At 67.9% G+C, this 14654-nt stretch carries 14 protein-coding genes; 11 read left to right on the forward strand and 3 right to left on the reverse strand.

Going from position 1 to position 14654, the window contains the following annotated elements; all coding sequences use genetic code 11:
• Positions 1–5: 5 nt before the first annotated feature.
• The 11 genes from O3300_RS05720 (at position 6) to O3300_RS05770 (ending at position 12255) form a co-directional block, all read left to right on the forward strand.
• Positions 6–1562, forward strand: coding sequence for a hypothetical protein (locus O3300_RS05720; RefSeq protein ID WP_305052358.1), 1557 nt, complete (start codon positions 6–8; stop codon positions 1560–1562).
• Entirely contained in the window at positions 1559–2230 is a 672-nt protein-coding gene (locus O3300_RS05725; RefSeq protein ID WP_305052359.1) for a hypothetical protein, read from the forward strand. The genes O3300_RS05720 and O3300_RS05725 overlap by 4 nt, the downstream gene beginning before the upstream one ends.
• Positions 2227–2652: a hypothetical protein gene (locus O3300_RS05730; RefSeq protein WP_305052360.1), complete on the forward strand. Its 426-nt coding sequence runs from the start codon at positions 2227–2229 to the stop codon at positions 2650–2652. Before O3300_RS05725 ends, O3300_RS05730 begins: the two co-directional genes overlap by 4 nt.
• A complete protein-coding gene (locus O3300_RS05735) occupies positions 2649–3383 on the forward strand; it encodes a hypothetical protein (protein ID WP_305052361.1) in 735 nt (244 codons plus the stop codon). Before O3300_RS05730 ends, O3300_RS05735 begins: the two co-directional genes overlap by 4 nt.
• Complete coding sequence (locus tag O3300_RS05740) at positions 3380–4096, forward strand: type II secretion system protein (protein WP_305052362.1); 717 nt, start codon at positions 3380–3382, stop codon at positions 4094–4096. Before O3300_RS05735 ends, O3300_RS05740 begins: the two co-directional genes overlap by 4 nt.
• Positions 4096–4869 (forward strand): ABC transporter permease subunit, encoded by a 774-nt coding sequence (locus tag O3300_RS05745; RefSeq protein WP_180278756.1) that lies wholly within the window; start codon positions 4096–4098, stop codon positions 4867–4869. Before O3300_RS05740 ends, O3300_RS05745 begins: the two co-directional genes overlap by 1 nt.
• Positions 4869–5591, forward strand: coding sequence for a hypothetical protein (locus tag O3300_RS05750; protein WP_305052363.1), 723 nt, complete (start codon positions 4869–4871; stop codon positions 5589–5591). Before O3300_RS05745 ends, O3300_RS05750 begins: the two co-directional genes overlap by 1 nt.
• 77 nt (positions 5592–5668) lie before the next feature.
• The gene (locus tag O3300_RS05755; RefSeq protein ID WP_289897521.1) at positions 5669–6241 is read left to right on the forward strand and encodes a prepilin-type N-terminal cleavage/methylation domain-containing protein; all 573 of its coding nucleotides are present in this window, start codon (positions 5669–5671) and stop codon (positions 6239–6241) included.
• 27 nt (positions 6242–6268) lie between these two features.
• Positions 6269–6631 carry a YgiW/YdeI family stress tolerance OB fold protein gene (locus tag O3300_RS05760; protein ID WP_099667507.1) on the forward strand — a complete coding sequence of 121 codons (363 nt, stop codon included), beginning with the start codon at positions 6269–6271 and terminating at the stop codon, positions 6629–6631.
• Between the two features lie 264 nt (positions 6632–6895).
• Positions 6896–11335: a PAS domain-containing protein gene (locus tag O3300_RS05765; RefSeq protein ID WP_305052364.1), complete on the forward strand. Its 4440-nt coding sequence runs from the start codon at positions 6896–6898 to the stop codon at positions 11333–11335.
• The gene (locus O3300_RS05770) at positions 11332–12255 is read left to right on the forward strand and encodes a diguanylate cyclase domain-containing protein (protein ID WP_099667505.1); all 924 of its coding nucleotides are present in this window, start codon (positions 11332–11334) and stop codon (positions 12253–12255) included. Before O3300_RS05765 ends, O3300_RS05770 begins: the two co-directional genes overlap by 4 nt.
• A 309-nt stretch (positions 12256–12564) precedes the next feature.
• Here the strand turns inward: O3300_RS05770 and O3300_RS05775 are convergent, their stop codons facing one another.
• From O3300_RS05775 to O3300_RS05785, 3 genes are read right to left on the reverse strand one after another with little or no spacing between them, the layout of a single operon-like run.
• Positions 12565–13020 (reverse strand): MaoC family dehydratase, encoded by a 456-nt coding sequence (locus O3300_RS05775; RefSeq protein WP_251348291.1) that lies wholly within the window; start codon positions 13018–13020, stop codon positions 12565–12567.
• Positions 13013–13510 (reverse strand): MaoC family dehydratase, encoded by a 498-nt coding sequence (locus O3300_RS05780; RefSeq protein WP_099667501.1) that lies wholly within the window; start codon positions 13508–13510, stop codon positions 13013–13015. Before O3300_RS05780 ends, O3300_RS05775 begins: the two co-directional genes overlap by 8 nt.
• Positions 13507–14652: an acyl-CoA dehydrogenase family protein gene (locus tag O3300_RS05785; RefSeq protein ID WP_305052365.1), complete on the reverse strand. Its 1146-nt coding sequence runs from the start codon at positions 14650–14652 to the stop codon at positions 13507–13509. The genes O3300_RS05780 and O3300_RS05785 overlap by 4 nt, the downstream gene beginning before the upstream one ends.
• Between the last annotated feature and the right edge of the window lie 2 nt (positions 14653–14654).

The raw sequence follows: 14654 nt of genomic DNA on the forward strand, positions 1-14654 counted from the left end.
CCGCCGTGTTCCGCAAACAATTACTCTACCTCACCAGCGACGCCCTGTGCGCCTACGACTGGAACCACGGCGTGCTGGGCCCCGGCCAGGCCTTCCCCGCCAGCGCGGCCGGGCTGGACGGCTTCGCCGCGTGGCTGGAAGACCCGCAGGAGCGCAGGCTCGACGTGCCCGCCTACCTGCTGACGGACTTGATCGAGGAAGATTTCCAGCATCAACTCGTGCCCCACGTGCGCGGCAAGGCGGGCCGCGCCCTGCTGGAGCGGCGCAAGCAGCAGTTACACCGCGACACGCCCTACCGGGGCAGCACCCTGCTGGGGCGCGAAAGCACGGGACGCCACGACGACCAGGTACTGTTTTTCGCCCTCACCAATCCCACCTTGCTGCAACCGTGGACGGAGGCGCTCGAACACTTGCGCGTGCCCGTGGCCGGCATCTATTCGACCAGCCTGCTCAGTATCGCGCTGGTCAAAAAGTTGTCGATCGCGCATGAACACTTGCTGCTGGTGACGCAGCAATCGGGCGGCTTGCGGCAAAGTTACTATGAAAAGGGCCAGCTGCGCTTTTCGCGCCAGACGGCGACCATCGCGCTCGACGGCGTGGCCGTGAATATCGCGCTGGAAACGGAAAAGACACGGCAATTTCTCACCAGCACGCGCATGCTGGCGCGCGGCGACGTCTTGAATACCGTCATCCTGGCGCCGGCCGCGCAGATCGCCAAGCTCGAGCTGCTGTGCGATAACGGCGTCGAAGTGGCTTACCACTTCATCGACCTGCAGCTGGCCGGCGAACGGGTGGGCTTGCGCCAGACGCCGGCGCTGGCCGACGAATTGCTGCTGACCTTGCTGGGCAAGCATCCGCCGTCCAGCCACTATCCGCCCGGCGCGCTGGCCCGCTATTACCACTTCCAGCGCGCGCGCAAGACGCTGTACGGCGCCAGCGCCCTGATCGGCGCGTCGGCCGCCCTGTGGTGCGTGATCAATTTGCTTGGAGGCATCGCCGACGGGGCCAGCACGCAGCGGCTGGCGCAGGAAACGGCGTCCTACCAGGAACGCTACCGCAGCGTCATGTCGACGCAGCCGCCGGCGCCGGCCAAGACGCAGAACATGAAAGTGGCCGTCACCCTGGGCCAGATGATCGCCAGCCAGGCGCCGGAGCCGGGCCGCCTGCTGGGCATGCTGAGCGCCGCGCTGGACCAGGCGCCGCAGGTCGCGCTGGGCCAGCTGCACTGGCACGCGGGCCAGGCGCCCGCGCGCACGGCCGCCGGCCAGCCGCCGCCGCAGCAGACTGCGCCGCCCCGCAGCGCCCTGGCCGGCATCCCTGTCGCGCCGCCGCAGGCGCTGCGCCTGGAAGCGGACGTAGCCATGCCGAACAATGACTACCGCGCCGCGCTGGCCGCCATCACGGCCTTCGCGCAAACGCTGGCGCGCCAGCCGCGCATGCAGGTGACGATCGAGGAAACGCCGCTCGACCTGCGTCCCAGCGCGGCCCTGTCCGGCAAGAGCGCCGCACCGGCGCAGGACAGCCAGGCCCGCTTTACCCTCTTGCTGGAGTGGCAGCCATGAGCGGCCCCGTGAAGCAGCCGCCCCTGCCCGGCATGCAGCGGGCAGGCACGCCCACGCGCACCCTGCCCGCCTGGCTGGGCGAACTGCACCTGGTACGCGCCGCCCTGCTGTGCTTTGCGCTGACCTTGCTGGCCAGCCTGCTGCTGCTGAGCCTAACCGCCGCCTATCGCATGCGCGAAGCGCAACAGCTGTACCTGGCCCAGCACACGCGCACGGCGGCGGCCACCCTGTTCAACCACGCGGAAGCGGAAAAGCAGGAAATCCGCGCCTACGAACCGCAATTTTTGGCCCTGCGCCAGCGCGGCCTGATCGGCGAGGAAAACCGCCTGGCCTGGATCGACGCCATCCGCCGCAGCCAGGAACAGCGCAAGCTGCTGCCGATCAGCTATGACATCAGCCCGCAGCAAGCGCTGCCCGTGCCGTTGCCCATGGTGATGGGGCAATATCACCTGCGCGGCAGCCGCATGCGCCTGCAGATGGATTTGCTGCACGAGATGGACTTGCTGAACCTGTTTGACGATTTGCGCCAGGCCGGCTATTTCGCCGTGCAGGATTGCACGCTCAAGCGCCACGGCGCGGCCGGCGGCGAGGCGGTGCCGACCCTGGGCGCCGAATGCGAACTGCTGTGGCTAACCGTCAACAGCGTGCCCGTGCCGGGGCGGCCATGAGGTCCGCCCTCGTCCTGCGCACCCGCATCCTGTGCGCGCTGCTGGCCGGCGCCGCGCTCACGGCGCAGGCGCAGCCGCTGGGACGTTTGTTCCTGTCGCCCCATCAGCGCGCCCAGCTCGACGCGCAGCGCTACGGGCCGCCGCCACCCGATCCCGCCCTGGCTGCCCCCACGCCACCGCCACCGCCGCCGCCGCCCGCGCCGCCCGTGGAATTGAATGGCATGGTGCAGCGCAGCAGCGGCCGCTCCACCGTCTGGCTGAACCAGGAAGCGCAAAACGAGCCGCACAACCGCCTTGCCCGCGACAAGCCCGGCACCCTGACCCTGCGCCTGTCGAATGGCCAGGCGGTGCTGCTGAAACCTGGCCAGCGCTACGATCCGGCCAGCGGCACGGTCACCGAGGCGCAGGAGACGCCGCCATGACGCCACGGCAAGCTCATCGGCAGCCTCGTCGCCAGCGCGGCGCCGCCCTGTTGCTGCTGGTGGCCGTGCTGGGCCTGGGCGCGGCCAGCCTGCTGATCAGCGCCTTTGGCCGCACGACGGGCGAGGCCGAACGCCAGCAGCGCACGCTGGACACCCTGGCGCAGGCGCGCGAAGCCTTGCTGGGCTTTGCGGCGGTCAATGGCCGCCTGCCCCGTCCGGCCGCCTCCGCCCTCGACGGGCGCGAACGTGCCGCCGACTGCGCCGACGATGCCGCCTGCAGCGGCTTCCTGCCATGGGTGGCGCTGGGCGTGGCGGGCAGCGACGCCTGGGGCAAGCTGCTGCGCTACAGCGTCACGCCGGAAATGGCGCGCGCACCCATCGTCTCGTTTTCCGCCGTCGCCAACCGGGTCGTGCTCGAGCGCGACGCGCGCGGCGAATTCGCCTTCGTCGCGGGCCAGGCACTGTGCGACGTCAGCGTCGAATGCCTGCCCGTCGTGCTGTTCTCGCAAGGCAAGGACCACTACGGCACGGCCGCCAGCGGCGTGACGCAGATCAATACGGCACGCGGCAATGTCGACGAAGCCGCCAACGACCGCGCCAGCCGCAGTTTCATCGCCCGCCCCGCCACCGACAATGCCGCACTGCCCGGCGGCGCCTTCGACGACATGCTCACCTGGATTACCTTGCCTACCCTGTACCAACGCATGCGCGCCGCGCGCAACCTGCCATGAGCCCCCGCCCGCATCCATCGCGCCGCCAGGGCGGCTTTTCCCTGATCGAGATCGCCATCGTGCTCGTCATCGTGGGCCTGATGATAGGCGGCCTGGTCACGCCCTTGACGGTGCAGCTGGAACAGCGCAAGGTGGCCGAGACGCAACAGGCGCTGAATGAAGCGAAGGAAGCGCTGACGGGCTACGCGCTGCGCTACGGCTACCTGCCCTGTCCCGCCGTCTCCGCCATGAGCGGCCTGGAAGACCGGCGCGGCACCCGCTGCACGGGCGAAAAGCGCGCCGGTTTCCTGCCCTGGGCCACTCTGGGGCTGCGTCAGGGCGACAGCTGGAACAATCTGTTCCGCTACAGCGTGACGCCGGCCTTCAGCGACAGCGGCCAGCTTTTCAGCCTGTCGACGCCGCGCGACATCAGCATCGTCACGCGCAATGGCGGCGCGCTGCTGCAGGCGACGGCCTTGAACGACATCCCCGCCATGATCATGTCGCACGGCAAGAACGGTTTCGGCGCCACGAGCGTGCAGGGCCAGCGCCAAGCTGTGCCTTTCGGCAACAATGTCGACGAGCGCAACAATGCTACGAACGCCACCACCGTCATCAGCCGCGCCGCCAGCGGCCCGCAGCAGCCCGGCGGCGAGTTCGACGATATCGTCGCCTGGCTGTCGCCGAACATCCTGTTCAACCGCATGGTGGCGGCGCAAAGGCTGCCCCGCTGATGCCCATGCTCTCGCCCGCCGCCACCATCGCCCGCTACACCTTGCTCGAAGCGCTGCGCAGCCGCCTGCCGTGGCTGTTCCTGCTGGCCGCCTGCGGCGCCGCCGCCCTGGCCGGCTTCCTGCAGCAACTGGCGCTGACGGAAAGCGGCGCCGTGCAGGCGGCGCTGCTGGCGGCCGCCTTACGCCTGGCTGGCGTCTTCCTGCTGGCCACCTTCATCATCACCAGCATGGCGCGCGAAGCGGCCGACCGGGGCCTGGAACTGCTGCTGGCGCTGCCCATGCCGCGCGCCGCCTACCTGCTGGGCAAACTGCTGGGCTACGGGGCCCTGGCGGCCGTGCCCGCCGTGCTGTTCGGCCTGTTGATGGCCCTGTTCGCCGCGCCCGCGCAAAGCGCGCTGTGGGCGCTGTCGCTGCTGGGGGAATTGTGGATCGTCGCCGCCTTCAGCCTGCTGTGCGCGGCCAGCCTGCAGCAGGCCCTGCCGGCGCTGGCCGCCACCAGCGGTTTCTACGTGCTGGCGCGCATGCTGGGCAGCCTGCAACTGCTGGCGCACGGCCCGCAGGCGGGCGACTCGCTGGCGCAGCGGGCCACGGCCGGCGCCATCGACGTGCTGGCCCTGTTGCTGCCCCGCCTGGACGCCTTTGCGCGCACGGAATGGCTGCTGTACGCCACCGGCGACTGGCCAGCCCTGGCCAATGTGGCGGCGCAAACCGGCATCTACGTGGCCTTGCTGGCCAGTTGCGCGCTGTGCGACTTTTACCGCAGGAACATCTGATGGCCGCCGCCCTGCGCCCCTGGAGCAGCGTGCCGCGTCCCCTGTGCTGGCTGCTGGCGGCATGCCTGCTGCTGCAGCTGGGCTGGCGCCTGGCGCAGCAGCAAGCGCCGGCGCAGGCGCGGCCCCTGCCCGCCGCGCCGCCGGCGGGCGTGGCGCGCCTGGCCAGCCTGGGCGAGCCGCTGGCCATGTCGAAAGCCATGCTGCTGTACCTGCAGTCGTTCGAAGACCAGGCCGGCGTCAGCCTGCCGTGGCGCGAACTCGACTATGAGCGCCTGGCCGGCTGGCTGGAGACGGCGCAAACGCTCGATCCGCGCAGCCAGTATGCGCTGGTGGCCGCCAGCGAAGTGTACGCGGGCGTGGCCGACCCGCAGCGCGTGCGGCGCATGCTGGCCTTTGTCGCCGCCAGCTTCGCGGCCGACCCGCAGCGCCGCTGGCCCGCCATGGCGCAGGCGGCGCTGGTGGCGAAGCACCAGCTGCGCGACCTGCCGCTGGCCCTGTCGTATGCGCGTGAACTGCGGCGGCTGGCGACGGGGCCGCAAGTGCCATCCTGGGTGCGCGAGATGGAAGCGTTCATCCTGGAAGACATGGACCAGCTCGACAGCGCCCGCCTGGTTATCGGCGGCCTGCTCGCCAGCGGCCAGATCAGCGATCCCCACGAACTGGCCTTCCTCGCGCGCCGGCTCGACGAACTTGCCAAGAAGAAAGCAAAGGCCACGCCATGACCCTGCCCTGCGCGCCCGGCACCAAATGCAGTAAACTGCCAACCCAAGCTGTCGCACTTTTTTTCCAAGGAAATCCCATGCTCCCACGCCGCCAGCACGGCTTTACGCTCGTAGAAATCGCCATCGTCCTGGTCATCATCGGCTTGCTGCTCGGCGGCGTGCTCAAGGGACAAGGCTTGATCGACAGCGCCAAGGTGAAAAACATCATCCAGCAATCGAATGCGCTGACGGCCGCCGTCAACGCCTACCAGGACAAGTTCCGCGCCCTGCCCGGCGACGACCTGCAGGGCACCCTGCACGTGCCCAATTCGGCCGGCAACGGCAATGGCGACGGCCAGATCGGCGACGGCCAGCCGCGCGAATTCACCCTGGCGCCGCAGCACCTGGCGCTGGGCGGCTTCATCACCGGCTCGTTCAACGGCACCTCGCAATTCATGACCAGCGCCCAGGGCGGCGCCGTCTACCTGTACAACGACGAAGTGGGCGGCCGCGCCGGCAACGGCATCCGTTTCGACAACTTGCCCGAGAGCTACGCGGAGCAGATCGACAGCAAACTCGACGATGGCGTGGCCAGCACGGGCAGCGTCCGGGCGAACATGCCCTATGGCAATGCCGGTGCTATCATCCCCCGCACCGCCGTCTTCTTCTGAGCCGTCAGTCACTATCAAAGGAATACCATGCCACTGCACCGCAAACTCATCGTCTCCCTGGCCGCCTGCGCCTTGCTGGCCGGCAGCGCGCACGCCCAATACGTGGGCCCGACGGCCGGCCCGGCCGCACCCAGCAGCGTGGCCGCCATCCTGAAAAACCCCGTCGACGACCAGGCCGTCGTGCTGCGCGGCCATTTGCTGCGCAAAGTGGGCAAGGAGAAATACACGTTCTCCGACGGCACGGCGGAAATCCGCGTGGACATCGACGACAAGGTCTTCATGAACCGCAAGATCGACGCCAAGACCCAAGTGGAAATCCGCGGCGAAGTGGAGAAGGATTTCATGGAAAGCCCGGAAATCGATGTCGACGTGCTGACCGTGGTGCCGTAAAGCCGCCTTGCCATCCCGCCGCCACGGCGGGATGGGCGTTTCCCCTCCTCTGTATGCCTTGCGCAACCTTTTTTCCATTCCAGAAACTAGGCTTGTCAGAAGAATCAATTTCGTCTAGCATCTTTTCATTCAAGGTCAGCCAGCGCCAGCGTGAGCCTGCCTGTCGACTCATCCATTCTGGGAGCTTTCCGGGTGCAAGATTTGCCTTCGATACGCTCAAGAATTTCATGGCTGGTGCTTGCCTGGGTCATTCCGACGGCGCTCGTGTTTCTCCTGCTCGTGGCGCAAAGTTACACGCGCGAACGCGACCATGTCGTCAGCGAAACGGCGCAGGCGGCGCGCGCGGTGGCAGCCGCCGTCGAACGCGACTTGAACGGCGCCCAGATGGCCGCGCGCATCCTGGCCGGCTCGCCCGCCCTGCAAGCGGACGACATCGGCGCCCTGCGGGCCCTGGCCGCCGGCCTGCTGCAGCCTGGCCTGGCCGTCAGCGCCTTCATCGTCTCCGACGCCAAGGGCCGCCAGCTGATCAATACGACCCTGCCCGCCAGCCAGGCGCCGCCTCCCCTGCCGCAAAAATGGGCCGCCAGCATGGAGCGCACGCGCGACTCCGGCAAGCCGCGGCTGACCAGCCTGACCAAGGCGCCCGACAGCCTGCCGCAGCTGGCCCTGAACCTGCCCTTGCCGCGCAGCCAGGGTAGCGCCTACGTGCTGACGGCCCTGTACCCGCCCGACTACCTGTCCGTGCTGCTGCGCGAGCTGCACCTGCCAGCCTACCTGGGCGCGGCCATCATCAATGCCGACGGCATCAACGTGGCGCGCACGCTGGCGCCGCAGCGCTATGTGGGCCAGCGCAGCGCGGCGCCCCTGCTGGAACAGATACGCCAGGCGCGCGAAGGCGTGCTGCGCCATGCCACCCTGGAAGGCATCGACGTGTATACGGGCTTTCGCCGCGCCCCGGACGCCGCCTGGACGGTGGCCGTCACCATGCGCACCAGCACGGTGGCGCAAGCCCTGCTGCGCTCGGTAGTCACGGGTTCCCTCATCCTGGCGCTGCTGCTGGGCGCCGGCTTCGCCCTGGCCTGGCGCGTGGGCGGCCGCCTGGCCAGCACCCTGCAGGAACTGACGCAGCAGATCCATGCGCTGGCGCAAGGCAAACCCCTGCTCTCGAACCGGCACGCGGACCGCGAATCGGCCGACATGGCCAGCGCCCTGGGCGCGCTGGAACGCGACCTGCGGCGTCACCGCACGCAGCTCGAAAGTCTGGTGGCCGAACGCACGCTGGCCCTGGGGAAATCCACGCGCCTGCTGGAAACCGTATACGCGACGGCGCCGATCGGCATGCTGTTCGTGGACCTGGACTTGCGCATTGTCATGATCAACCACTACCTGGCCGCCATCAACGGGGCCAGCGTGGCGCAGCACCTGGGCCGTCCCGTGGGCGCCATGCTGTTCGACGACGCCGTGCGGGCGGAGGTGGAACGCTGCGTGCGCCAGGTGCTCGGGACGGGACAGCCCATCGTCGACATCGAATTGAAGGGCCATAGCGGCCAGCAGCGCGAGCAATTGAGTCACTGGATCGTCTCGTACCACCCGATCTTCGGCCCGGAACAGCAATTGCTGGGCGTATCGGGCCTGTGGCTGGACATTAGCGAGCGCAAGCGCAGCGAAGCGGAATTTCGCCGCTCGAAACACTTGTTTGGCACCATCATCGAAAACATCCCGGCCATGGTCTTCGTCAAGCGCGCCGACAAGCTGAGCTTTGAAATGGTCAACCGCCACGCGGAACTGACCCTGGGACGCTCGCGCGAGCAATTGCTGGGCAAGACGGACCACGATTTCTTCCCGCCGCAGCAGGCGTCCGCCTTCGTCAGCGCCGACCGCAAGCTGCTGGCCACGGGGCAGATGGTGGAAATCGAACAGGAAGCGATCAATACGGCCGACGGCACCACGCGCCACTTCACCACGCGCAAGGTGGTCTTGCGCGACGATGCGGGGCGCGCCAGCCATGTGCTGGGGGTATCGATCGACATCACGGAACGCAAGCGCGCCACCGAGGTGCTGCACGCCACCACGTGGCGCCTGGAACAGAACGAACGCTTCATCCGCACCGTCACCGACAACCTGCCCGGCATGGTGTCGTACTGGGGCGCCGATTTGCGTTGCCGATTTGCAAATAAATTCTATAACGAATGGTTTGGCCGCAGCAGCGCCGAACTGGCCGGCATCCACATGAGCGAATTGCTGGGGCAGGAACTGTTCGACGTGTATGCGCCCCACGTCGAGGGCGTGCTGGCGGGCCGGCCGCAAAGCTTCGAGCGCGACCTGCTCGATCCCGGCGGCCAGGTGTGCCACACGTGGACCAATTACATCCCCGATTTCGACGACGGCGGCGGCGTGCGCGGCTTCTTCGTGCTGGCCTCGGACGTTTCCGAACTCAAGCGCACGGAATTGCGCCTGCATGAACTCAACGAGCAGATGGTGCGCGCGCGCGACAAGGCCGAGGCCGCCAGCGTCGCGAAAAGCGAATTCGTCGCCAACATGAGCCATGAAATCCGCACGCCGATGAACGCCATCATCGGCCTGGCGCGCCTGCTGGAAGAGTCGCCGCTGGAACGGCGCGAGCGCAGCTATGTGGGCAAGATCCAGATGGCGACGCAGTCGCTGCTCAATATCGTCAATGACGTGCTCGATTTTTCCAAGATCGAGGCGGGACAGATGGTGCTGGAACAGCGCCGCTTCCAGCTCGAACGCATGTTGGGCAGCGTGGGTGTCTTGCTGGCCAGCAGCGCCTGGGCGCGCGGCGTGGAACCCGTGTTCGTGCTCGCCCCCGGCGTGCCGGACGAGCTGATCGGCGACGCCCTGCGCGTGGAGCAAATCCTCATCAACCTGATGGGCAACGCCGTCAAGTTCACCTCGCATGGCGAAGTGGTGTTGTCGATCGACAAGGTGGCCGAGGATGCGGACAGCGCCACCCTCGAGTTTTCCGTGCGCGACACGGGCATCGGCATCGGCGCGGCCGAGCAGGAACGCATCTTCGACGCGTTTTCCCAGGGCGACAGCGGCACCAGCCGCAAATATGGGGGCACGGGACTGGGGCTGGCCATCTGCCGGCGCATGGTGGAATTGATGGGCGGCACCCTCAGCGTGAAAAGCACGCTGGGCAAGGGCTCCGACTTCCGCTTCCGCTGCCGCTTCGACAAGGTGGCGCCGCCGCCCGAACCGCCCGGCAAGAGCGCGCCCAGGGTCCAGTCGCTGCTGATCATCGACGACAACGCCAGCGTGCGCGCCATGCTGGAAGAGTGGTGCGCGGCGCAGGGCTGGCACAGCCGCAGCGCCGACAGCGGCGCGGCCGGCCTGGCCCTGCTGCGCGCCCACAGCAGCGGCGGGCCGGCGGCGGACCTGGTGCTGCTCGACGCGGCCATGCCCGGCATCGATGGCATTTCCATGCTCACCGAGGCGCGCGCCGACGAACGCCTGGTACTGCCGCCCGTGATCATGCTGGTGGCCGACCAGGATAGCGAAAACCTCGAACGCCTGGCCGACAGCCTGATGCTGGCAGGCATCGTTTCAAAGCCGGCCACCCCGGCGCGCCTGCTGGCGGCCGTGACGGCCGTGCGCGAAGGCCGCAGCACGCCTTCTGCGCTGCCCGTGTCCAGTCCCTTGTCGGGTTTGCTCACAGGCATGCGCGTGCTGCTGGTGGAAGACAATGAAATCAACCAGGAAGTGGCGCAATACATCCTGCTGCACTCGGGCGCGCGCGTGACCGTGGCCGCCAACGGCCGGCTGGCCGTCGACTTGCTCACCAGCACGCCGGACGCCTGGGACGTGCTGCTGATGGATTTGCAGATGCCCGTCATGAACGGCTACGACGCCACCCTGGCCATCCGCGCCCTGGGCTTGCCGGACTTGCCCATCATCGCCATGACGGCCAATGCCATGGACGAAGACCGCCTGCGCGCCATCGCCAGCGGCATGAATGCGCATGTGGCCAAGCCCATCGATGTCGACGAGATGATACAGACGCTGACCCGGCTGGTGCCGGCGCCCTTGGGTGGCGACAGCGCCGTGCAGGCAGCCGATGCCGTCGCGCGGACGCTGGACTTGCCCGCCACGGTGCCCGGCATCGACCTGGCGGCGGCCCTGCACCGCTTCGGCGGCGACTACGGCGCCTTCCTGGCCCTGCTCAAGCGCTTTGAGAATTCGCAAGGCGACGCCGTCGAGGAAACGCGCCGCCTGCTGGCCGCCGGCCAGGCGCAGCAGGCGGCGCAGCTGCTGCACCGCGTGTGCGGCGTGGCGGCCAACCTGGGCGCCACGCAGATCGCCAGCCTGGCCGCCGAGACGGAGAAAACGCTGAAAACGGGGCAATCGCACGCCACGTCCGCCATGCTGGGCCGCCTGGAACAGGCGATGGCCGAAGTCATCGAAGCGGCGCGCACCCTGCCTTCGCCCCTGCGGCGCAGCCAGCCGGCGGCGGCCGCGCCCGGCAGCGGGCCCGTCGACCTGCACGCCGGCCTGGCCGAATTGCTGGTCTTGATCCGCAACAACAACCTGAAAGCGCTGGCGCAATTTCACGCGCTGCACCCCGCCCTGCAACAGTCAGACCGGGAAGCGGCGCTGGCGATGGCACATGCGATTGAAACGCTGAATTTTGCCGAGGCGGAAAAACTCGTGCTCGATCAGCTGAAACGAGAGGAAAACAAGTGAGCTGGACCAACCTTGCCATGAACGGGCGCATCCTCATCGTCGATGACGCCATGGAAAACATCCAGATCCTGCACCAGCTGCTGCGCGAAGAGCACGACGTGCTGTTCGCCCTCAGCGGTGTGAAGGCGCTGGAAATTGCGCATAATCAACTGCCGGACCTGATCCTGCTCGACGCCGTCATGCCCGGCATGGATGGCTACGCCGTGTGCAGCGCGCTGCGCGAATCGGCCCTGCTGAGCGCCATCCCCGTCATCTTCGTCACGGCCCTGAACCAGCCCGAGGACGAGACGCGGGCGCTGGAAGCGGGCGCCGTCGATTTCATCACGAAACCGTTCAACGCGGCCGTCGTGCGCGCCCGCGTGCGCAGCCAGCTGACCATCAAGCGGCAGGCCGACGCCATGCGCGAACTGTCGCTGACGGATTCGCTCACGGGCGTGGCCAACCGGCGCAGCTTCAACGACACGATGGACAGCGAATGGCGGCGCTGCGCGCGCGACGGCGTGCCGATGGCCATCATCATGGCCGATATCGACCATTTCAAGGATTACAACGATACGTACGGCCATCAGGCGGGCGACCTGTGCCTGCAGCAGGTGAGCGCCGCCCTGCGCCGCTGCGCCGTGCGCCCGCCCGACCTGCTGGCGCGCTATGGCGGCGAGGAATTCATCATCCTGCTGCCGCAGGAAACGCGCGACGGCGCCGAAGTGGTGGCCCAGCGCATCCTCGACGAAGTGCGCGCGCTGGACATTCCCCACGCCAAATCGAGCGTCGGCCCGCACGTCACCGTCAGCCTGGGCATGGCCAGCGTCATGCCCACGGAAGGCATGGACCCCAGCACCCTGATCCGCGCCGCCGACGCCCTGCTGTACCGCGCCAAGCATACGGGGCGGGACAGGTATTGCGCGTCGGAAGAGGAGTGAGCGGGCAGGCTAGCGGCTCCTTGCCGGCGCGGCATTGGAACGATTGGTCCCCGATGGCCGTCCCGTCGTGCTGGGCCAGCCGCCCGCATTTCCCGGGCCAGGACCTCTGCCCGTAGCGCCGCTGCCACTGTTGGCCGCCTTGCCGCTGCCCGTGGCGCCCTTGCCGGCGCCGCTATTTCCACTGTTTGCCTTGTTGGACATCATCGCCTCCTTCGCCGGAAAACGCCGGCGCGCCACCAGCGTACACCTGGCGCACGCGCAGAAGCGCACGACTGCCTGCCGGCCGGCGAAGCGGGTTCAACTTGCTGCTCAGGGATAACACCGCATCAAAAACTCCGCCACGCACACAGGTTTCGTGTCGCCTTCCCGCTCCATTGTGACGGCCCAGTTGACTTGCGCCCCTTCCGGCAAGTCGTCGACGGAGAGGATGTCGAGGCGCGCGCGCAGGCGGCTGTTCACGGGCACGGGCGCGGGGAAGCGCACCTTGTTGAGCCCATAGTTGATGGCCATGCGGATGCCGGCCATGTGCAAGGCCCCCTGCAGCATGGCGGGCAACAGGGACAAGGTCAAGAAACCGTGCGCCACGGTGCAGCCGTAGGGCGACTCGCGCGCGCAGCGCTCCGCGTCGACGTGGATCCACTGATGGTCGTCCGTCGCGTCGGCAAAGGTGTCGATGCGCTGCTGGGTAATGGTCAGCCAGTCGGAAACGGCCACGTGCTGTCCCGCCAGGGCCTGGAAACCGGCGATGCCGGCGATATCACGCATGGTGTTGCTCCGCTGGCTCCGCCGGGCGGCGGCCGAACATGCCCATGCCCTCCACCGTCGTCACCACTTCGCCGTGCTGGTTGCGCACGCTCCATACGGAAATGACGATGCCGCGGTCCGGTTTCGACGTGGATGGGCGCACTTCCTTGACCTGGTAGGTCAGCTGCAAGGTGTCGCCAGCGCGCACGGGCTTGAGCCAGCGGATGCTGTCCAGGCCGGGCGAGCCCATACTGGACGAGTGCTTGAGCAGGTTATCCACCACCAGGCGCATCATCATGCCGCACGTGTGCCAGCCGCTGGCGATGACGCCCTTGAAGATGGTTTTTTCGGCGGCCGCATGGTCGACGTGGAACGGCTGCGGATCGAAATCCGTGGCGAAGGCGATGATTTCCCGCTCCGTCACGTGGCGCTGGCCCAGGTCGATTTCCAGGCCTTGCGTAAAATCTTCGAAATACCAGTGCTTGGGTTTGATTCCGGTCAATGCGGTCATGCGGTCTCCGTCGGCAAAAAGCCCGGCTGGGCGATAAAACGCTCGATATGGTGCTCCACGTCGCCCAGGGTCAGGGCGATCATGGAGAGGCGCTTGAAATGGTGGGCGGCAGGCAATTCGTCCGTCACGCCCATGCCGCCATGCAACTGCACGGCTTGCTGGCCGACAAAGGTGGCGGCCAGGCCCACCCTCGCCTTGGCGGCGGATACCGTGCGGCGCCGCTCGGCCGCGTCGGCGCTGTCGACCTTGGCGGCGGCCAGCATGGCCATCGAGCGCGCCTGCTCCAGGTGGATGAACATGTCGGCCATGCGGTGCTGCAGGGCCTGGAACTTGCCGATCGGCGCGCCGAACTGCTGGCGCGTTTTCAGATACTCGAGCGTGGCGGCGAAGATGGCGTCCATGGCGCCCACGGCTTCCGCGCACAGCAGGGCCGCGCCGTAATCGACGGCCGCGTCCAGCACGGCCCAGCCCTGCCCCGCCTGACCGATCAGCGCGTCATGCCCCAGCACCACTTGCACGAGGGTGACGGTGGCGGCACGCTGGCCGTCGATGGTGCGGCAGTCGCGCACGGTCACGCCCGGCGCATCCACAGGCACGAGGAACAGCGAAATGCCGTCAGTGCCGTCCTGGCCGCCGCCGCTGCGCGCGGAAACGATCAGTGCGCCCGCCTGCGCGCCGTGGATGACGACGGTTTTCTCGCCGTCCAGCACGAAACCGTCGCCGCTGGCGGTTGCCGTGGTGGCGATGTCATGTAAATCGTGGCGCGACTGGCGTTCGCCCAGCGCGCAGGCGAGCTTCAGGCTGCCGCCGGCAACCTGCTCCAGCACGGCGTCATGACCGCCCGCCAGGGTCAGGAAGCGCGCCCCCAGCATGGTGGCGAAATACGGTTCGACCACGAGGCCGCGCCCCAGTTCCTGCATCACCAGCAGCATGTCCACGGCCGTGCCGTCGAAGCCGCCCGCCGCGGCCGGCAGCGGCAAGGCCGTCATGCCCAGTTCGGCCAGGGTGGCCCAGGCAGCGCTTGAGACGCCCGTGGCCGAGTGGACGATCTGCTTGCGCGTTTCAAACGAGTAATCCTTGTCGACCCAGCGCCGGAGCGCATCGGCGAATTGCTGCTGTTCCTGATTAAAATGGAAGTCCATGT

It is taken from the genome of Janthinobacterium sp. SUN206 (assembly GCF_030587305.1).
In the GTDB taxonomy this organism is placed as follows: Bacteria; Pseudomonadota; Gammaproteobacteria; order Burkholderiales; family Burkholderiaceae_D; genus Janthinobacterium; species Janthinobacterium kumbetense.

What these genes read in the sequence shown, in the direction of transcription:
- O3300_RS05725 (WP_305052359.1), top strand. Translation starts at nt 1,559, where the DNA reads ATGAGCGGCCCCGTGAAGCAGCCGCCCCTGCCCGGCATGCAGCGGGCA.
- O3300_RS05780 (WP_099667501.1), bottom strand. Translation starts at nt 13,510, where the DNA reads ATGACCGCATTGACCGGAATCAAACCCAAGCACTGGTATTTCGAAGAT.
- O3300_RS05745 (WP_180278756.1), top strand. Translation starts at nt 4,096, where the DNA reads ATGCCCATGCTCTCGCCCGCCGCCACCATCGCCCGCTACACCTTGCTC.
- O3300_RS05755 (WP_289897521.1), top strand. Translation starts at nt 5,669, where the DNA reads ATGCTCCCACGCCGCCAGCACGGCTTTACGCTCGTAGAAATCGCCATC.
- O3300_RS05785 (WP_305052365.1), bottom strand. Translation starts at nt 14,652, where the DNA reads ATGGACTTCCATTTTAATCAGGAACAGCAGCAATTCGCCGATGCGCTC.
- O3300_RS05730 (WP_305052360.1), top strand. Translation starts at nt 2,227, where the DNA reads ATGAGGTCCGCCCTCGTCCTGCGCACCCGCATCCTGTGCGCGCTGCTG.
- O3300_RS05775 (WP_251348291.1), bottom strand. Translation starts at nt 13,020, where the DNA reads ATGCGTGATATCGCCGGCATCGCCGGTTTCCAGGCCCTGGCGGGACAG.
- O3300_RS05740 (WP_305052362.1), top strand. Translation starts at nt 3,380, where the DNA reads ATGAGCCCCCGCCCGCATCCATCGCGCCGCCAGGGCGGCTTTTCCCTG.
- O3300_RS05750 (WP_305052363.1), top strand. Translation starts at nt 4,869, where the DNA reads ATGGCCGCCGCCCTGCGCCCCTGGAGCAGCGTGCCGCGTCCCCTGTGC.
- O3300_RS05760 (WP_099667507.1), top strand. Translation starts at nt 6,269, where the DNA reads ATGCCACTGCACCGCAAACTCATCGTCTCCCTGGCCGCCTGCGCCTTG.
- O3300_RS05735 (WP_305052361.1), top strand. Translation starts at nt 2,649, where the DNA reads ATGACGCCACGGCAAGCTCATCGGCAGCCTCGTCGCCAGCGCGGCGCC.